The sequence below is a fragment of the Sphingopyxis alaskensis RB2256 genome, assembly GCF_000013985.1.
GTDB lineage: Bacteria > Pseudomonadota > Alphaproteobacteria > Sphingomonadales > Sphingomonadaceae > Sphingopyxis > Sphingopyxis alaskensis.
On sequence record NC_008048.1, the window covers coordinates 1843030 to 1861543 of the forward strand.

Below are 18514 nucleotides of genomic sequence, written 5' to 3' on the forward strand. Positions count from 1 at the left end.
CTTTAGCTCTTCGGACCGTCGACAATGCGGATTCCGAGTTCCCTGAGCTGCTTCTCTGATACCGGCGCCGGGGCACCCATCATCAGGTCCTCGGCCTTCTGGTTCATCGGGAAGACGACGACTTCGCGGATATTGGGCTCGTCGGCGAGCAGCATGACGATGCGGTCGACCCCCGGCGCCGACCCGCCATGCGGCGGCGCGCCATATTTGAACGCGTTGATCATGCCCGCGAAATTGGCGTCGACCTCGGCCTGGCTATAGCCCGCAATTTCGAACGCCTTGTACATGATGTCGGGGCGATGGTTGCGGATCGCGCCCGACGACAGTTCGACGCCGTTGCAGACGATGTCATATTGCCAGGCGAGAATGTCGAGCGGGTCTTTGGTCTCGAGCGCCTCAAGCTCACCCTGCGGCATCGAGAAGGGATTGTGGCTGAAGTCGATCTTGCCCGTTTCCTCGTCGCGCTCGAACATCGGGAAATCGACGATCCAGCACATTTCGAACCTGTTCGGGTCGATGAGGCCCAGTTGCTCGGCGACGCGGGTGCGCGCGAGGCCCGCGAGCTTCGCCGCCTGCGCTTCCCTGCCCGCGGCGAAGAACAACCCATCGTCGGGGCCGAGGCCGAGGTCGGCGGCGAGCGCGTCCATTTTCTCCGCCCCGTGGTTCTTGGCGATCGGGCCGCCCCATTCGCCGCCCTTGCGCGTCGCATAGCCGAGGCCGGCAAAGCCTTCGCCCTGCGCCCAGCTGTTCATGTCGTCGAAGAACTTGCGGCTCTTGTCGGCCGTCGCGGGCGCGGGAATCGCGCGCACGACATCGCCCGCCGCGACGATGTCGGCGAAGCGGCCGAAGCCCGATCCGGTGAAATGCGCCGACACGTCGCTGATGATCAGCGGGTTGCGCAGGTCGGGCTTGTCGTTGCCGTACTTCAGCATCGACTCGCGGTACGGGATGCGCGGAAAGGAGCCGGCGGGCGTCACCGACTTGCCGTTCGCAAACTCTTCGAACACGCCCGCGAGCACGGGTTCGATCGCGTTGAAGACGTCGTCCTGGGTGACGAAGCTCATTTCGAAATCGAGCTGATAAAATTCGCCCGGGCTACGGTCGGCTCGCGCATCCTCGTCGCGGAAGCAGGGCGCGATCTGGAAATAGCGGTCGAAGCCCGCGACCATCAGAAGCTGCTTGAACATCTGCGGTGCCTGCGGCAGCGCATAGAATTTGCCGGGGTGGACGCGGCTGGGCACCAGATAGTCGCGCGCGCCTTCGGGCGACGAGGCGGTGAGGATCGGGGTCTGATATTCGGTAAAGCCCTGTTCGACCATGCGGCGGCGGAGCGACGCGATAACGTTCGAGCGCAGCATGATGTTCGCGTGCAGCCGCTCGCGGCGCAGGTCGAGGAAACGATATTTGAGGCGGATGTCCTCGGGATACTCCTGTTCGCCCGCGACCGGCATCGGCAGCTCGGCCGCCGCCGACTGCACCGCCACCTCGCGCGCGCGCACCTCGATCGCGCCGGTCGGCAGGTTCGCGTTCACCGTCTCGGCCGAACGCGCGACGACGTCGCCGGTGATCGTCACGACGCTTTCGGCGCGCAGGCCGTCGAGCGTCGCGAAAGCGGCATCGCTCGAGTCCACGACGATCTGCGTCAGACCATAATGGTCGCGCAGATCGACGAAGAGCAGCCCGCCATGATCGCGCTTGCGATGCACCCAGCCCGACAGGCGAACAGTCTGGCCGACATGCTCGGCGCGAAGCTGGCCGCAATGATGGGTGCGATAGGCGTGCATTTCATGGTCTTTCGAAGATTTGGGGATGTCACGTTTAAAGTGATTTATCGCCGCGCCTAAGGCAGGTCGGCGAGCCATTTGTCAAGGCTTGCCTCGTCGTCCACGCGACGGCGCGGGCCGCCATCGGCCCTGCGCAAGATTGCCGCCGACCGCGCCTTTGCGGGGCGACGCGTTGCTCGACGGGTCGCCTTCCGCCCGTCGACAGCAGGATCGGCGATCCCTCGCCGGGCGAGCGCCAGGCCCTCGCAATTTTTCCTGCCCGTTGGTCCCAACTAGCTGTATAGGCGCGCTATGCAAGTCCATCCGTTAATCGATACCAATGCCGCGCTCCTCGAATTTTGCGATCGTGTCAAGGACAGCGATTTCATCGCCGTCGATACCGAATTCATGCGCGAAAACACCTTCTGGCCCGAACTGTGCCTGATCCAGGTCGCGGATACCGAACATGCCGCCGCGATCGATCCGATGGCGCAAGGCATGGATTTGAAGCCGCTGCTCGACCTGCTCGTCGACAATGAGGATATGCTGAAGGTCTTTCACGCCGGGGGGCAGGATGTCGAAATCATCTTCAACCTGACCGGCAAGACGCCGCACCCGATTTTCGACACGCAGATCGGCCAGATGGCGCTCGGTCAGGCCGAACAGGTCGGCTATTCGAACCTCGTCGAGGCATGGCTGGGCCTCCAGCTCGACAAGGGCGCGCGCTTCACCGACTGGAGCCGCCGCCCGCTCGACAAGCGGCAGATCGACTATGCGATCGGCGACGTGACGCATCTGGCGAAAATCTTTCCGATGATGCTCGACAAGCTGATCAGGACCGGCCGCGGCCACTGGCTCGACGAAGAAATGGAGAAGCTCGCCGATCCCGCCAATTACAGCGTCGATCCCGACAAGGCGTGGCAGCGGATCAAGATCCCGTCGCGCAAGCCCGACGTGCTCGGTCGCCTGCGCGCGCTCGCCGCGTGGCGCGAGCGCGAGGCGCGCAACAAGAATCTGCCGCGCGGCCGCATCGTCAAGGACGAGACGCTCGCCGACCTCGCCGCGCACCCGCCAAAGGACCAGGACGGGCTGGGCCGCGTCCGCGGGCTGTCGGCAACGTGGAAAAGCAACGACATCGGCGCGCGGCTGATGGATGCGCTGACGAACGCCAAGCCGCTCGGCAAGGACGATATGCCCGACCGCGCGCCGCGCGGGCCGGGGCTGGGCAAGGAGGGCGCACTCGTCGCCGACCTGCTCAAGCTGCTCCTGAAAATCCGCGCGCGCGAACTCAACGTCGCGGCGCGACTGATCGCGCGGAGCGACGACCTGGAGGCGCTGGCGGCGGGTTCGCGCAAGGGCATCCCGATGATGGAGGGCTGGCGCTACGAGGTTTTCGGTCACGCGGCGCTCGACCTCGTCGAAGGCCGCATGGGCTTTGCGGTGAAGAACGGCAAGCTGGTGATGAGCGAGATCGACGCGGCGGTGGCTGCCGAAACATGAGCCGGTGATGACATAAACATCGCTTCCGCAGGCGGGGGCGACGAAGACCTCTAAACTAAAGCAGCACCAGTTCGGGTTTTGCGCCCAGCGCCTGCGCGAGCGAGCGCAGGCGGCGGTCGACCGATTCGCCCGCGAGATGGTGCCAGCCGCTTTGCAGGCCAAGGACGAGCCGTCCGTCCTCGATCGCGATGCGGCTTGCCTTCAGCGGCGCCTCGACCCCGCCGGTCAGCCGCTGCGCGAGCCGGATCGCCAGCCCCCATTGCCGCGCGCGCGCCAGCCGCTCGGCGCCGACCAGCGTGCTCATCGCGGGAAAATCGCCGTCGGCGCCGCCAAAGCCCGCGTGAAGCGCGCGGGCGAGCAGGATACGCCCCGGAATGTCGATGCCGCGCCAGTTGCCGTGCAGCCCGATCTCCATCCCGCGTTCGGCGCGAAAGTCGGGATTGGCCGACCAGGCGACGTCGCTGAGCAGGCTGGCGGCGAGGCGGACGCGGCTGTCGGCCGGCGCTTCCCCGACAAAAAGCGGCGCGATCCATTCGGTGATCGCGCGCCCGTGCGGCGCGAAGCGCGCAAGGCGCCGTCCCTCGAACTCCGCCGCGACGATCAGCGGATCCTGCGCGCGCGTCGCGGGGTCGAGCGCCTGATAGAGCAGCCCTTCGCGCAGCCCCGACGAAGAGACGGTCATTTCGGGGACGTCGATGATGTTGGCGAGCGCCGCGAGCAGCGCCGCGGCGTCGGGCAGCGTCGCCGCGCGGTTCGACGCCATGCCGGGGATCGCGCGCAATTCCTCGAAGCTCAGCCGCCGGGTCGCGCGGACGAGGCGGCGCAGCGCGGTGCGCGGAAAGCTGTGCTGATCGAGCACCGCGAGCGGATCGTTGGTGAGTTCGAGGTCGAGGCGCGCCAGCGCGCGCCACGATCCGCCGACAAGATAGAGCGGCAATCCGGCCATGCCGCCCGGCCAGCCCGCGCCGCGCAGCATCTTGCGCACCGCGCGCTCGAACGCCTGCGGCCCCTCGCGCCGGAGCGCGGGCAGCCGCAGCACGCCGAGCGGAAAGGAGGCGCGACGTCCGACCTCTCCATGCGCAACCTCGGCGAGTTCGAGGCTGCCGCCGCCCAGATCGACGGCGATGCCACGCGCTTCGGGGATCGCCGACAGCACGCCGTAACCCGCCGCCTCGGCCTCTTCCTGACCCGACAGCAGGCGGATGCTGAGCCCCGCTTCGGCGGCGGCGGCGATGAAACCCGGACCATTTTCGGCGTCGCGCACCGCGGCGGTGGCGACGCAGACGAGATCCTTTACCTCCATATGCCGCGCGAGCAGCGCATAGCGGCGGAGCGCAGTGAGCCCGCGTTCGGCGTCGGCTTCGGCAATGCGGCCGTCGATCGCCAGTCCACGCCCAAGACCCGCCGCGACCTTTTCGTTGAAAATCACCGCGGGGGCGCGCGGCGGCCCTTCATAAACGACGAGGCGGACCGAGTTGGAGCCGATGTCGATGACCGCCGAGCGATGAACCGCCGGTTTCGAGGTGCGCAGCAGGGCCAAGCCGTTTCGTCTCAATCTTCGCGAAGGTCGTAGGCGAGCGTCGGCACGTCCTGACGCTGGTGAAGCGCGGTGCCGCGACCCGACAGCGACGGGTTGTTCATGAAATAATGGTGCAGGTTAAAGGGCTTGTCGCCGGGCGCCACGCGCACCGACGTGCCATCCGCCTGCAATATCCAGCTTTGTTCATTGTCGATCAGATTGGCGACGAGCACCTGGTCGAGGATCTGGTCGTGAACGGTCGGATTTTCGATCGGGATCATATATTCGACGCGGCGGTCGAAATTGCGCGGCATCCAGTCGGCGCTGGAGATGTAAAGCCGCGCCGCGCGATGCGGCAGCGCGGCGCCATTGGCAAAGGCCCAGACGCGGCTATGTTCGAGGAAGCGACCGACGACCGACTTGACGCGGATCGTGTCGGACAGGCCGGGGACGCCTGGGCGCAGGCAACAGATGCCGCGCACGATCAGCTCGATCGGCACACCCGCCGCGCTCGCCTCGTAAAGCTTGTCGATGATGTCGGGGTCGACAATGCTGTTCATCTTGGCCCATACGCCCGAAGGGCGCCCCGACCGGGCCGCCACGATTTCGGCGTCGATCAGTTCGCAAAGATGCTGGCGCATGTTCAGCGGCGACATGGTGATAAGCTCGAGCCGTTCGGGTTCGACATAGCCGGTGATGTAGTTGAAGAGTTGCGCCGCGTCGCGCCCCGCGCGCGGATCGGCGGTAAAGAAGCTGAGGTCGGTATAGATGCGCGCGGTCACCGGATGATAATTGCCGGTGCCGAAGTGACAATAGGTGCGATAGCCCTGCCCCTCGCGCCGCACGACCATCGAAATCTTGGCATGCGTTTTCCACTCGATGAAGCCGTAGACGACCTGCACCCCCGCGCGTTCGAGCTGGTTCGCCCAGAGCAGATTCTGTTCCTCGTCGAAACGCGCCTTGAGTTCGACCACCGCCGTGACCGACTTGCCCGCCTCGGCCGCCTCGATCAGCGCGCGGATGACCGGCGACTGGTTGCCCGCGCGATAGAGCGTCTGCTTGATCGCGACGACATCGGGATCGGCCGCCGCCTGCCGCAGAAAGGACAGGACGACGTCGAAACTTTCATAAGGATGATGGACGACGATGTCCTTCGACCGGATCGCCGCGAAACAGTCGCCGCCATGTTCGCGGATGCGTTCGGGAAAGCGCGGCGAATAGGCCGGAAACTTGAGGTCGGGACGATCGACGTCGACGAGCGCCGAAAGCGCGGCGAGGCCGATGAAGCCGCCGATCTTGGCCACGATCGCCTCGTGCCCCTGAATGTCGGCGCCCAGCACCGCGGCGATTTCTGCTGGCATGTCGGCCTCCAGCTCCATCAGGATCACGCGGCCGCGGCGGCGGCGACGGATTGCGGTGCGGAACAGGCGGACGAGATCCTCGGCCTCTTCCTCCAGCTCGATGTCGCTGTCGCGGATGATGCGAAAGACGCCCAGCGAGCGGATGGTGAAGCCGGGGAACAGCAGGTCGCCGAACAATTCGATCAGATATTCGACCGGAACAAAACCGCTCGCCTCACCCGGCACCGGAACGAAACGCGGCAGCGAGGCCGGGATCATCACCAGTTCGAGCACGGTGTCGCCGCTGGCCCGCCGCTGAAGGTCGAAAATCACGCCGAGGCCGCGGTTGGGAATGAAGGGAAAGGGATGCGCGGGATCGAGTACCTGCGGCGTCAATATGGGGAAAATCTGGTCGATGAAATACTGGCGCAGACTGGTGCGCAGCGCTTCCTTGTCCGATCCGGCGCCGTGGACGACGATGCCCTGTTCGGCGAGCTGGCGGTGCAGCCGCTGCCACTCGCTTTGCTGCTGGTCGACGAGGCGGTTCACCTCGGCCTCGATCTCGGCAAGCTGCTGGCCCGGCGAGCGGCCGTCGGCCGAGGGATCGTCGATCCCCTGAAGCTGCTGCCCCTTCAGCCCGGCGACGCGGACCATGAAGAACTCGTCGAGATTGCTTCCCGAAATCGACAGGAAACGCAGACGTTCGAGGAGCGGATGCGCGGGATTGCGCGCCTCCTCCATCACCCGGCGGTTGAAAGCGAGCCATGACAGTTCGCGATTGAAAAAGCGTTCGGGGCCGAACGACGGAAATCCGGTTTCCTGGTCATTTTCGGCCCGCAAGGGGCCACCGGTTATCGACATTGGTCTTCATCCTGCCTTTCGAGGAGATCGGGGTCGATCAGCCCTTGTGACAGCAATGTTTCACGCGCGAGACGGACGCCAAGGCGGCGCCCCTGTTCGAGCGACGCGGCATCGAGCGCCGCGACGATGCGGTGGATCATGGCATAGCTGCGCTCCATGCGCGGCACGATATAGGATGCGACGCCCGGCGCGAGCGCGACGCCGCGCTGCGCGAACAGTGCCTCGATCAGGTCGCGCGCGAGGCAGTCGTCAGGCTCGCCGATGACGAGCACCGGCACCGCGGCGAGGCGCGAGCGCAGGTCGGGCAGCGCGACATTCCATTCGGCGGGCGGCGCGTCGGCGATGACGAGCAGCGGCGACCCGCTCGCCTGCGCGGCGTTCCAGGCGTGGAACAGCTCTTCCTCGCCGACGCTGGTATGCCCGTCGATGACGCGGCCGCCGGTGTCGCGCGCGAACAGGCGCCCCATCAGGCTGCGCCCCGAACCGCGCGGGCCGGTGAGCACCGCGGTGCGGACGGGCCAGGTCGCGACGTGGCGCAGATAACGCACTGCGTCGGCATTGCTGGTGCCGATGACGAGCGGACCATCGTTCGCCCCGCCCGCGCTCCAGTCGAGCGGCAGCGCGATCTGACCGGAGGGTGCGCGCGCCCCCATCAGCGGCTGATCCGGAGCTGGCCGCCGCCTTCCTGCACGGTGAAGCCGCGTGCCGCGAGCGCCGCACGCAGCGCCGCCAGGTCGCCGCGGAAGGTCACGCGCATCACCGACGTGCCGCCGAGCGCGAGGCTGGTCGTCGATGCCGACTGGACTCCCGCAGCGGCGGCGACCGCGCGCTCGGTCGCGGTGACCGATTCGACGTCGGGCGAACTATATTGGACGGTGAAGCTCTGCACACCCGCCGGTCCCGCGACGGGGACGCTGCCGTCGGTTTCGGCGGGCAGCGCGTCCGTGTCGTTCGCGGTCGTCTCTTCGGGCAGGTCCTCGCGCTCGATCGGCTTTTCGAGCACGAGATAGGTGTCGGTGCGCAGCACACCGGCCTCCAGCGCCTCGGTATAGATGCGGTCCATGCGCGCGACCGCCTTTTCCATCATGTCGGGCAGCGCCGCGGGGCTGGGTCCCGTCATCGCGAAGCTGGCGATATGCTTGTTGTCGGGGCCGAAGCGCGCGGTGAAATGGCCGCGGATCGGGCCACCGGGATAGCTGTATTCGACGCGCGCGATCGGGATCAGCACGTCGGCCGCCCCATATTGGTCGAGGATGACGCGCCACCATACGCGGCTGCGGCGCCCGATCTGCCCCGGATTGAGCAGCAGCGTGTCGGCGCCGGTGCCCGCGGTGCGGACATAGTCGATCGCGCTCTGCCCCGTATTATATTCGGCCCAGGCGCGCTGCCACGCGCTGCGCTGTTCGAACACCTGCTGGATGCCATCGACCGAATAGACCGGGATGACGAGCAGCGGCGGCGAGCGCAGCGTGCGTCCGCTGACGCCGAGAATCTGTCCCGCGCGCACGCGGTCGAACTGGACGCCGAGCCGCGCGACATAGCGGCGCGGGCCGATCTGTTCCTCCTCGACGACGATCGCGGTGACGATGCCGTCGAGCACCGAATCGCTGAGCGCCGGGCCGTCGGTGCCGTTGAGGCGGCGATAGAGCTGCGCCCATCCCCGCCGCTGCGCCTCGCGCCAGCCCTTTGTCCGCGCATCGTCGGCATTGTCGCCGGTGACGTCGATGCGGATGCCGCTCGCCAGGAAATCGCCGCTCGAATTGATCGGCGTGATGCCGCGATTGCCCCGCATGATCTGTCCATCCACGATCCCGGCGAGCAGGATCGCGAAGAAAAGGCCGATGAGCGCCGCCCAGCGCCAGTCGCGGGGTGCAAAAGCGCGAAGGGACAGGCTCGGGGCGAAGCGGGGAAAGGCGGCCGAAATCATATCTTCTCTATGCTCTGCCCAAAAGCTTGGCCCCGGACAAGGAAATCATGGCATTTCGTGGCGAGAGTCGTTAGTCGCGCTGGCCATGGATTCCAAGCACAACTCACCCGCCTCCTACACTTATGCGCAGGCCGGGGTGTCGATCGAAACCGGCAACGCGCTGGTCCGGGCCATCGCCCCGCTCGCCCGCGCGACGCGGCGGCCCGGCGCCGACGCCGACCTTGGCGGCTTTGGCGGTTTCTTTGACCTCAGGGCGGCGGGCTTCGCCGATCCGCTGCTCGTCGCCGCGAACGACGGTGTGGGAACCAAGCTCAAGCTCGCGATCGAATCGGGCCGCCACGACGGGGTGGGTATCGACCTGGTCGCGATGTGCGCCAACGACCTGATCGTGCAGGGCGCCGAGCCGCTGTTTTTCCTCGATTATTATGCGACGGGCAAACTCGACAACGACGTCGCGACCGCCGTGGTCGCAAGCATCGCCGAAGGGTGCAAGCAGGCGGGTTGCGCGCTGATCGGCGGCGAGACGGCCGAAATGCCGGGCATGTATTCGGACGGCGATTATGACCTTGCGGGCTTTTGCGTCGGCGCGGTCGAGCGCGATCGGGTGCTGACCAGCGACAAGGTTGCCGCGGGCGACGTGATTCTGGGCCTCGCCTCATCGGGGGTGCATTCGAACGGCTTTTCGCTCGTGCGGCGGCTGGCGGCGGACAAGGGCTGGAAGCTCGACCGTCCCGCGCTGTTCGACCAGACCGTCCTGCTGATCGACGCGCTGATGGCGCCGACGCGCATCTATGTGAAAAGCCTGCTGCCGCTGGTGAAGACGGGCAAGATCCACGCGCTCGCGCACATCACCGGCGGCGGGCTGCTCGAAAACATCCCGCGCGTGCTGCCGAAGACGCTGCACGCCCATGTTGACGCCGATAGCTGGGAGCAGCCGCGGCTGATGGCGTTTTTGCAGGCGCAGGGCAATATCGAGCCCGAAGAAATGGCGCGCACCTTCAACTGCGGGATCGGCATGGCGGTCGTCGTGGCGGAAGCCGATGTCGCAGACGTGACTGCGGCGCTCGAAGCAGTGGGCGAAACGGTGTTTCGGATCGGGCATATCGCCGAAGGTGAAAGGGGCTGCACGGTGACGGGCAGCGCCGAAACGTGGAGCGCGCGCGCCGACTGGAGCGCGAGGCATAATGCGTAGGTTCCTCCCCGGAACGGGGAGGGGGACCATCCGCAGGATGGTGGAGGGGTACGCGCAGATCTGTGCGGCCTTTCAAGATCAGCCGGTCCAGCCTGCGCCCCTCCACCAGCTTCGCTGGTCCCCATCCCCGTTCCGGGAAGGATCGGCATGAAAGCCAAGGTCGCCGTCCTGATCTCCGGCGCCGGTACCAATATGGCGGCGCTCCTTTACGCGGCGAAGGCCGAAGCCTGCCCCTATGAACTGGTGCTCGTCGCGAGCAACGACCCCGGCGCGCCGGGGCTGAAGCTCGCCGAGGCCGAGGGGGTCGCGACCTGGGCGCATTCGCACAAGGGCCTGCCGCGCGATGCCTTCGACGCGCTGGTCGACGAACAGCTGCGTGCCGCAGGCGCCGACTATGTCGCGCTTGCGGGCTATATGCGCATCCTGTCGGACGCTTTCGTCGAACGCTGGGTGGGACGGATGCTCAATATCCACCCCAGCCTGCTGCCGAAATACAAGGGGCTGAACACGCACGCGCAGGCGATCGCGAATGACGACAAGTTCGGCGGGTGCAGCGTCCATATCGTCACCCCCGCACTCGACGACGGCCCCGTGCTCGCACAAACGCCGGTCGCGATCGTTCCCGGCGACACGCCCGAAACGCTCGCCGCGCGCGTCCGATTCGCCGAGCATCAGCTTTATCCCGCCACGCTCGCGGCCTATGTCGCGCGCGAACGCTCGCCCGATTATCTGCGCGGCCGCGTGCGCGACCTCGCGCTGGCGCTGCCCGAAAGCGACGAAGTGCTGTCGCATGGGATGCCCTGTTTCGGGATCGTCAAGGGCAAGAAGTTCGCCTATTTCACCGAAGATCATCATGGCGACGGCAAGATCGCCCTGCTCGTCAAGGTCAGCGGCGCCGACGAACAGGCGCAGCTCATCGAACTCGATCCCGACCGCTATTACCGCCCCGCCTATTTCGGCGACGGCTGGATCGGCATCCGGCTCGACCTCGGCGATACCGACTGGGACGCGATCGCTGAATGGCTGCGCAAGAGCTGGCTGACGGTTGCACCGAAAAAGCTGGCGGGGCTGATGGCGGCGGCGGAGGATTTCTGATGAAAAAGGCCGCCGGATCGCTCCGGCGGCCTTTTCGTTCCGGTTCGGCCGTCTGGGTCAGCCGACGATTTCTTCGGGCTTGAAGAAATAGGCGATTTCGGTCGCGGCATTTTCGTCGCTATCCGACCCGTGGACCGAATTGGCCTCAATGCTTTCGGCGAAAGTCTTGCGGATCGTGCCTTCGGCGGCGTCGGCGGGGTTGGTCGCGCCCATCACGTCGCGGTTGCGCTTCACGGCGTCTTCACCCTCGAGCACCTGCACGACGACCGGGCCCGAAATCATGAACTCGACGAGTTCGCCGAAGAAAGGGCGTTCCTTGTGGACCGCGTAAAATCCTTCAGCCTGCTCGCGGGTCATGTGGATGCGCTTCGACGCGACGACGCGGAGGCCCGCGTCTTCCAGCATCTTGGTGACGGCGCCGGTCAGGTTGCGGCGCGTCGCGTCGGGCTTGATGATCGAAAAGGTGCGGGTGACCGCCATGGGAAAGCTCCTGCGATGTTATGGTTTGCGATGCGCGCGCCTCTAGCCGCGCTTTTACGGGACCGCAAGGAAAGAGCGTGGACGGCCTATGGCCCTTCGGACCAGCGACCGTTTTCATCCTGTTTCCAGAAGCGGTTGTCGACATCGTCGCGCGCCGCCAGCGCCCGCCAGGTGGCGCGCGCATCGTCGATGCGGCTGTTGTCGAAGAGGAAGAAGGTGCGATCGAACGCCAAGGCGTCTTCGCGCCATTCGCCGTCGGCGAGCGCAAGGCGGCTGGCACCATTGGGCGGCGAAGTGTCCAGCGTGCCCGACAGCAGGATCGGCTCGATCGCTTCGTCGGGAGTGCCCGCATGACCGTGCGGCAGAAAGCTCGCGGGGTTTGCGGTCCACAGCGCCGCGTCGATGTCCTGCCGCTGCATCGCCGCGGCGGCGACCACCAGCAGGCGGTCGCCATTGCCCAGGACGCGCGCCGCAAGCGCGGGGAGCACCCGTTCGACGGGATCGCGGGTCAGGCGGTAGAAGTCGACGCGGGGCATCATTATCCCACCATCGTCATTGCGACCCCGGACTTGATCCGGGGGAAGCAATCTTCAGCCCGCAACCTTGCACAAGGCCGATGGCTGGAGATTGCTGCGTCGCTTCGCTCCTCGCAATGACGAGCATCAGACCATCACCCCTCGTGCTTGGCCGCGATATAGCGGTCGAGCAGGCGTACGCCATAGCCGGTCGCGCCCTTGGCGTAGACCGGACCATCCTTGTCAGCCCATGCCATACCCGCGATGTCGAGATGCGCCCAGGCGACGCCGTCATTCACAAAGCGTTTCAGGAACTGGGCCGCGGTGATCGACCCGCCCTCGCGCGGGCCGATATTCTTCATGTCGGCGATCGGGCTGTCGATCAGCTTGTCATAAGCCGGTGACAACGGGAAGCGCCACAGCTTGTTGTTCGACGCCTCGCCCGCGGCGATGAGGTCGGCGGCGAGGGCCTCGTCATTCGCGAACATGCCGGCATATTCATGGCCGAGCGAGATCACCATTGCACCAGTCAGCGTCGCGAGATCAACGATCACCTTGGGATCATAGACCTTTTGCGCCCAGCTGATCGCATCGCAAAGGACCAGCCGACCCTCGGCGTCGGTGTTGAGCACCTCGACCGTCTGCCCCGACATGGTGGTGACGATGTCGCCGGGGCGCATCGCATTACCGTCGGGCATGTTTTCGACAAGGCCGACGACGCCGACGACATTGGCCCTGGCCTTGCGCCCTGCGATCGCCTTCATCGCGCCCGCGACGGCGCCCGCGCCGCCCATATCCCATTTCATCATGTCCATGCCCGGCCCCGGTTTCAGGCTGATGCCGCCGGTGTCGAAGGTGACGCCCTTGCCGATGAACACGACGGGCGCGTCGCCGGCATTGCCGCCGTTCCAGCGCATCGCAAGGAGGCGCGGCGGGCGCGTCGACCCCTGCGCGACGCCGAGCAGCGCGCCCATGCCGAGCGCCTTCATCTGCCGTTCGTCGAGCACTTCAAGCTCGACGCCGAGATCGGCGAGATGCTGGCAGCGTTCGACGAAGCTTTCGGGATAGAGGATGTTCGGCGGCTCCGCGACAAGCGTCTGGGTGAAGGCGACGCCCTCCGCAATCGCTTCGTTCGCGGCCCAGCGCGCCGACAGATCGCTGTGCGGCGAGGCGATCGTCACCGTCTTCAGCGTCGGTTTCGCCTTGTCGGCAAGGCGCGTGCGATAGGTGTCGAGCCGCCAGCCTCGAAGACGCGCGCCCATGGCAAAGGCCAGCACATCGTCGGCGTCGCTCGGCCCCGTGCTCGCGAAATCGACATGGACCTGGGTGGCGCCGCTCGTCTGGAGTTTCGCCGTCAGCGCCGCGCCGCCGCGTTCGAGGTCGTGCTCGCTGCCCTCGCCGATGCCGACCAGCAGCAGGCGCTTGGCCTGCTCGCCGTCGATCGCCGCGGTCTCGGCGATCGTGCCCGCCGCCCCGTCGAAGCGCGCCTGCGCCGCGGCGGCGCCGAGCAGCGCGCCAAGCGCCCCCGCCTCGCCCTTGCGGACGGGGAAAGCGACGACGTCGGCAGACGCGTCGATTTGCGCGACAAACTGAATGTCCATGCCTTAACCTTCTTATGCAATGATTGATTGGAACGTGGCGGACCGATAGGGGTTTCGCCTGCGAGTTGCAAAAACAAAGCGGCCGGTCCAAGCCGGGAAACGTCGATATAGGGTTCGGGACAAAGGGATTAAATGAGCTGGTCTTTGTTCCCACACGCCGCGCGCGCGCGCCCGATCTGGCTCGCGACGGCGAGCGGTCTGGCGCTGGCGGCGAGCCCGGTGCTGGCGCAGAGCGAGCCGAATCGGACCGCGGCGCCGGAGATTGCGGCTGAGCCCGACCTGCAAACCCCGGACCTCGCACCCGCACCCGCCGATGCGCCCGAAACGGCGGGGGAGCAGCAGATCGGTTTTGCCGCCGACAACCTCCATTACGACAGCGAGGCCGATGTCGTCGTCGCCGAGGGCAATGTGCTGATGAACCGCGACGCGATTGCGATGCGCGCCGACAAGGTGACGTGGAATCGCACGACGGGGCAGGTCGTCGCCGAAGGCAATGTGATGATCCGCAACCCGGAGGGCGACACCGCCTATGGCGAGCGAATCGAGCTGACCGACAGCCTGCGCGACGGGGTGGTCGAAAATCTGCTCGTCGTGCTCGACAATGGCGCGCGCCTTGCCGCGGTCAGGGGCACGCGCTTCGACAATGGCAATATCGAACTGGAGAACGCCGCCTATACCCCCTGCCCGGTCGAGGATGAGTCGGGGTGTCCCAAGAATCCGAGCTGGCAGATCCGCGCGGTCCGCGTGATGTACGACCGTGAAAAGAACAAGATCCGGTACAAGGGCGCGCGCGTCGAGATTTTCGGCCTGCCGCTGATCCCGCTGCCGGGGCTCAGCCATCCTGCGAACCGCGAGGCGGGCAGCGGCATCCTGGTTCCCGAAATCCGCCTCGACCGCAGCAACGGGTTCGAGGTTGCGGTGCCCTATTATCTGCGCCTTGCCCCCGACCGCGACGTGACGATCACGCCGCACCTCTACACCGACGCGGCGCCGATGCTGGAAGGCGAGTTTCGCGCGCTGACCGACATCGGATCATTCCGCATCAACGGCTATGCGACCTATGGTTCGCTCGTCCCGCTGGTCGGCGAAGACCCCGACCGCCAGAAACGCTTTCGCGGCTATCTCGAAAGCGCGGGCCGCTTCCAGTTCGATCCGCGCTGGAGCCTTAGCTATTCGGGCCGCATCGCGACCGACCGCACCTTCATGCGGCGCTACGACATCAGCCGCGACGACCGGCTGCGCTCGACCTTCGAGCTCGAGCGGATCGGCGGCAATTCCTATCTGTCGATCGCGGGCTGGGCGACACAGACGCTGCGCGTCAACGATGTGCAGGGGCAACAGCCGATTGCGCTGCCGATCATCGATTATCGCCAGCGGCTCGACGATCCGATCTTCGGCGGGCAGTTCGAGCTGCAACTCAACACGCTTGCGATCGGTCGCACCGCGGGGCAGGACACGCAGCGCGCCTTTGCCGGGGCACAGTGGAACCTGCGCGGACTGACCGGGCTGGGGCAGGAAGTCACGCTGACCGCAATGGTGCGCGGCGACGTCTATCACAGCGACGAAAATCTGCTGACCGCCATCCCCGGCTATCGCGGCAAGTCGGGATGGCAGGCGCGCGGCATCGCGGCGATCGCCGCCGACATGCGCTGGCCCTTCATCGGCGAATTCGCAGGCGGAACGCAGACGCTGACCCCGCGCGTCCAGGTCGTCGCGACGCCGCCGATCAAGAATCTCGACATTCCTAACGAGGATTCGCGCGCCTTCGACCTCGAGGACAGCAATCTTTTCGCGATCAACCGCTTCAACGGCCACGACCGGTTCGAGGACGGCGCGCGCGTCACCTATGGCGTCGAGTGGAATTACAGCCGCCCGGGGTTCAACATCAACAGCATCGTCGGGCAAAGCTATCGGCTGACCGACAAGCCCAGCCTGTTTCCCGATGGCACCGGACTCACCGACCGCACCTCGGACATCGTCGGGCGAACGACGATTGCCTACAAGGATTTCCTGCGTTTCACCCACCGCTACCGGCTCGACAAGGACAATCTGGCGGTGCGGCGCAACGAGTTCGACGCGACGATCGGCAACCGCTCGACCTATGCCGTGCTCGGCTATTCGCGGCTCAACCGCGACATATTGCTGCTCGGCGAGGATTTGCAGGACCGCGAGGAGGTGCGCGCGGGCGGGCGCATCGCGGTGGCGCGGAACTGGTCGATCTTCGGATCGGCGATCGTCGACCTGACCAACCAGGCCGACGATCCGCTGAGCAGCGCCGACGGCTTCGAACCGATCCGCCACCGGCTCGGCATCGCCTATGACGACGAATGCCTGTCGATCGCGCTCACCTGGCGCCGCGATTATGCCGACACGGGCGACGCACGGCGCGGGAACAGTTTTTCGTTCCGCATCGCCTTCCGCAACCTGGGGTTCTGAGGTTTCGGCTGCGGCCACCTAATGCTCCCCATCGACTTGCGATGGGGAGGGGGACCGCCGCCGCAGGCGGTGGTGGAGGGGTAGCAACGTCCGCGTAATGGCCCCTCCGTCAGCGCTTCGCGCTGCCACCTCCCCATCGCAAGTCGATGGGGAGGATTCGAAACGTCCGCCTACTCCACGAACCTGCGCGCACCATCACCCCACCGCGCGGTCGCGGCCTTCCCAATAGGGCGCGCGCAGTTCGCGGCGCAGCACCTTGCCCGACGGGTTGCGCGGCAGCGCGTCGATGAACTCGATGCTCTTGGGAACCTTATACGCCGCGATGCGCTCGCGCGCCCAGGCGATGATCGCAGCGGGGTCGGGCGCAGCGCCGGCGGCGGGCACCACCAGCGCCTTCACTCCCTCGCCCCATTTGTCGTCGGGCACGCCGATCACCGCGACGTCGGCGACGCCGGGACAGCCCATGATCGCGCTTTCGACCTCGGCCGGATAGACATTTTCTCCGCCCGACACGATCATGTCCTTGATCCGGTCGTGGACGTAATAAAAGCCGTCGGCGTCGCGATAGCCGACATCGCCGGTATGGAGCCAGCCGCCCGCGAGCGTCTCCTCGGTCGCGCTCGCGCGGTTCCAATAGCCCTTCATCACGATGCCCCCGCGAATCGCGATCTCGCCGATCGCGCCGTCGCCAAGCTCGCGCCCTTCGCCGTCGAGGATCGCCATGTCCACCCCCGGCCATGGCTGGCCGCAGGAGGTGAGCTTGCCCGGCAGGTCGTGCGCGGTCGGCGAGAGATAGGAGCCGCCGCCGCCGGACTCGGTCATGCCGTAGAATTGCACGAAATCGCACCCGAAGGTCGCCCGCGCGCGGCGCAGCACATCCTCGGCGATGGGCGACGCGCCATAGGCGATCGACTTGAGCTGGGGATAGGGGCCCGCACCCGCCGCGGGATCGAGCAGCATCATCTGGATCATCGCGGGGGCAAGGAAGGCGTGCGCGACATCCTCCTCACGCAGCATCCGCACCGCGTCGGCCGCGCTGAAATCCTTGACGAGGACCAGCCGCCCGCCCTGTGCCAGCCCCGAGAAGCTGACATTCGTTCCCGCGACGTGGAACAGCGGCATCACGATCATCACCGTCTCGTCCTCGCCATAGGCAAAGCCGTCAACCCGCGTCGCGGCCTCCAGGAAGGTGCGGTAATTGGCGTTGGTGAGAACCACGCCCTTGGGCAGGCCCGTGGTGCCGCTGGTATAGAGCTGGAGCACATCGTCGGCGCGCTGCGGCGCATCCTTTGGCGCGGCATCGGACGCCCCGGCAAGCCAGCTGTCGAGCGGCTCGAACGCCGGATGCGCGCCGTAAAGCGCGATCAGCCGCGGCGGCGCCGACAGGTCGGCGACGGCCGCGAGCGCGCAGTCGAAGAAATCCTCGCCCACGAACAACAGCTTCGGACCGGCATCGCCGAGGATGAAGCCGATTTCGGCGGGCGCGAGGCGGCAGTTGATCGGCGCGAAACAGGCGCGCGCCCGCGCAGCGCCGAAGAAGAGCGGATACCAGCTGTCATGGTTTTTCGTCAGCGCCGAAACGCGGTCGCCGGGCACCACGCCCGCCGCGACCAGCGCATGGGCAACGCGGTTCGACGCCGCATCGAGCGCGGCAAAGCTCGTCTCGCGATCCCCGAACTTCACCGCCGTCGCCTGCCCGCGCACGCGTGCCTGCGCCGCCGGTATGTCCGCCAGCGTCCGGATGGCCTCCAGATCGATCATTTCGCTCTCCCAACCGTCGTTTCGACTTGAATTAGATAGAATGCTAAATAACCGTCCGGCCAGCCCGAAAATCAAAAGGACCGGCCTTGTTCGACCATCCCATCCTGCCCACAACCATCGTCGGAAGCTACCCCCAGCCTGACTGGCCGATCGACCGCGACCGACTGAAGGCCAGCCCGCCGCCGCGCGACCGCGCTGTCGGGGATCGACCGTGAAAAGCATGGCGCCGCGATCGACCGCACGGGCAATGCCAATCCGGTGCCGCTCGTCTCCGGCCCGATCCGCCGCGTGGTGCCGATCGAGGCGCAGGATACGGCGTTTCTCCGCCGCCATTCGACGCGGCCAGTGCAATTCACCCTGCCCGGCCCCTGCACGATGACGCCGAGTTTCCGGATCAGTTTGAGCTTCGGCGCCGGGGCGATGGCGCGCCCGATCGCCCCCGATTCGGGCAGGACCCCGGCCGCGACGGTCGGGCGCCCCCCGAATCCCGGAGCGAGCGACCCGTGACCGATGCGATACGCGAC

Annotated in this window: 14 protein-coding genes; 5 read left to right on the top strand and 9 right to left on the bottom strand. The window is 66.5% G+C overall.

Features of this window, described 5'->3' with window-relative positions; translation table 11 throughout:
• Nucleotides 1-2: 2 nt before the first annotated feature.
• The gene (gene aspS / locus SALA_RS08905; RefSeq protein WP_041383210.1) at nucleotides 3-1784 is read right to left on the bottom strand and encodes an aspartate--tRNA ligase; all 1782 of its coding nucleotides are present in this window, start codon (nucleotides 1782-1784) and stop codon (nucleotides 3-5) included.
• Between the two features lie 291 nt (nucleotides 1785-2075).
• On the opposite strand from aspS, the gene rnd reads away from it, so the two are divergent.
• Nucleotides 2076-3263, top strand: a complete 1188-nt coding sequence (rnd, locus tag SALA_RS08910) for a ribonuclease D (RefSeq protein ID WP_011542045.1) — start codon at nucleotides 2076-2078, stop codon at nucleotides 3261-3263.
• Between the two features lie 55 nt (nucleotides 3264-3318).
• On the opposite strand, the gene SALA_RS08915 is transcribed toward rnd, so the two are convergent.
• The 4 genes from SALA_RS08915 to SALA_RS08930 are packed head-to-tail and all read right to left on the bottom strand — an operon-like array spanning nucleotide 3319 to nucleotide 8910.
• Entirely contained in the window at nucleotides 3319-4803 is a 1485-nt protein-coding gene (locus tag SALA_RS08915; RefSeq protein WP_153802669.1) for a Ppx/GppA family phosphatase, read from the bottom strand.
• A gap of 11 nt (nucleotides 4804-4814) precedes the next feature.
• Nucleotides 4815-6983 carry an RNA degradosome polyphosphate kinase gene (locus SALA_RS08920; RefSeq protein WP_011542047.1) on the bottom strand — a complete coding sequence of 723 codons (2169 nt, stop codon included), beginning with the start codon at nucleotides 6981-6983 and terminating at the stop codon, nucleotides 4815-4817.
• Nucleotides 6974-7636, bottom strand: coding sequence for an HdaA/DnaA family protein (locus SALA_RS08925; RefSeq protein WP_011542048.1), 663 nt, complete (start codon nucleotides 7634-7636; stop codon nucleotides 6974-6976). Before SALA_RS08925 ends, SALA_RS08920 begins: the two co-directional genes overlap by 10 nt.
• The gene (locus tag SALA_RS08930) at nucleotides 7636-8910 is read right to left on the bottom strand and encodes a hypothetical protein (RefSeq protein WP_011542049.1); all 1275 of its coding nucleotides are present in this window, start codon (nucleotides 8908-8910) and stop codon (nucleotides 7636-7638) included. Before SALA_RS08930 ends, SALA_RS08925 begins: the two co-directional genes overlap by 1 nt.
• 85 nt (nucleotides 8911-8995) lie before the next feature.
• Between SALA_RS08930 and purM the strand changes: the two genes are divergently transcribed.
• Both purM and purN read left to right on the top strand, forming a co-directional pair.
• Nucleotides 8996-10102: a phosphoribosylformylglycinamidine cyclo-ligase gene (gene purM, locus SALA_RS08935; RefSeq protein ID WP_011542050.1), complete on the top strand. Its 1107-nt coding sequence runs from the start codon at nucleotides 8996-8998 to the stop codon at nucleotides 10100-10102.
• Between the two features lie 147 nt (nucleotides 10103-10249).
• Nucleotides 10250-11197, top strand: a complete 948-nt coding sequence (purN, locus tag SALA_RS08940; RefSeq protein ID WP_011542051.1) for a phosphoribosylglycinamide formyltransferase — start codon at nucleotides 10250-10252, stop codon at nucleotides 11195-11197.
• 57 nt (nucleotides 11198-11254) lie between these two features.
• On the opposite strand, the gene ndk is transcribed toward purN, so the two are convergent.
• From ndk to SALA_RS08955, 3 genes are all read right to left on the bottom strand, one after another.
• Entirely contained in the window at nucleotides 11255-11677 is a 423-nt protein-coding gene (gene ndk / locus SALA_RS08945; RefSeq protein ID WP_011542052.1) for a nucleoside-diphosphate kinase, read from the bottom strand.
• A gap of 86 nt (nucleotides 11678-11763) precedes the next feature.
• Nucleotides 11764-12216 (bottom strand): DNA polymerase III subunit chi, encoded by a 453-nt coding sequence (locus SALA_RS08950; protein WP_322785222.1) that lies wholly within the window; start codon nucleotides 12214-12216, stop codon nucleotides 11764-11766.
• 131 nt (nucleotides 12217-12347) lie between these two features.
• Nucleotides 12348-13793 carry a leucyl aminopeptidase gene (locus SALA_RS08955; protein ID WP_011542054.1) on the bottom strand — a complete coding sequence of 482 codons (1446 nt, stop codon included), beginning with the start codon at nucleotides 13791-13793 and terminating at the stop codon, nucleotides 12348-12350.
• Between the two features lie 132 nt (nucleotides 13794-13925).
• Here SALA_RS08955 and SALA_RS08960 point away from each other — a divergent pair, with 132 nt between their 5' ends.
• Nucleotides 13926-16229 carry an LPS-assembly protein LptD gene (locus tag SALA_RS08960; protein WP_011542055.1) on the top strand — a complete coding sequence of 768 codons (2304 nt, stop codon included), beginning with the start codon at nucleotides 13926-13928 and terminating at the stop codon, nucleotides 16227-16229.
• Between the two features lie 195 nt (nucleotides 16230-16424).
• Here the strand turns inward: SALA_RS08960 and SALA_RS08965 are convergent, their stop codons facing one another.
• On the bottom strand, nucleotides 16425-17990 hold the full coding sequence (locus tag SALA_RS08965) for a long-chain-fatty-acid--CoA ligase (RefSeq protein WP_011542056.1): 1566 nt from the start codon (nucleotides 17988-17990) through the stop codon (nucleotides 16425-16427).
• Between the two features lie 258 nt (nucleotides 17991-18248).
• On the opposite strand from SALA_RS08965, the gene SALA_RS08970 reads away from it, so the two are divergent.
• A complete protein-coding gene (locus tag SALA_RS08970) occupies nucleotides 18249-18497 on the top strand; it encodes a hypothetical protein (RefSeq protein WP_011542057.1) in 249 nt (82 codons plus the stop codon).
• The last annotated feature ends 17 nt before the right edge of the window (nucleotides 18498-18514 follow it).

Coding starts and splice junctions, on each gene's coding strand:
- aspS (WP_041383210.1), bottom strand. CDS start 1,784: ATGCACGCCTATCGCACCCATCATTGCGGCCAGCTTCGCGCCGAGCAT.
- rnd (WP_011542045.1), top strand. CDS start 2,076: ATGCAAGTCCATCCGTTAATCGATACCAATGCCGCGCTCCTCGAATTT.
- SALA_RS08920 (WP_011542047.1), bottom strand. CDS start 6,983: ATGTCGATAACCGGTGGCCCCTTGCGGGCCGAAAATGACCAGGAAACC.
- SALA_RS08925 (WP_011542048.1), bottom strand. CDS start 7,636: ATGGGGGCGCGCGCACCCTCCGGTCAGATCGCGCTGCCGCTCGACTGG.
- SALA_RS08930 (WP_011542049.1), bottom strand. CDS start 8,910: ATGATTTCGGCCGCCTTTCCCCGCTTCGCCCCGAGCCTGTCCCTTCGC.
- purM (WP_011542050.1), top strand. CDS start 8,996: ATGGATTCCAAGCACAACTCACCCGCCTCCTACACTTATGCGCAGGCC.
- purN (WP_011542051.1), top strand. CDS start 10,250: ATGAAAGCCAAGGTCGCCGTCCTGATCTCCGGCGCCGGTACCAATATG.
- ndk (WP_011542052.1), bottom strand. CDS start 11,677: ATGGCGGTCACCCGCACCTTTTCGATCATCAAGCCCGACGCGACGCGC.
- SALA_RS08950 (WP_322785222.1), bottom strand. CDS start 12,216: ATGATGCCCCGCGTCGACTTCTACCGCCTGACCCGCGATCCCGTCGAA.
- SALA_RS08955 (WP_011542054.1), bottom strand. CDS start 13,793: ATGGACATTCAGTTTGTCGCGCAAATCGACGCGTCTGCCGACGTCGTC.
- SALA_RS08960 (WP_011542055.1), top strand. CDS start 13,926: ATGAGCTGGTCTTTGTTCCCACACGCCGCGCGCGCGCGCCCGATCTGG.
- SALA_RS08965 (WP_011542056.1), bottom strand. CDS start 17,990: ATGATCGATCTGGAGGCCATCCGGACGCTGGCGGACATACCGGCGGCG.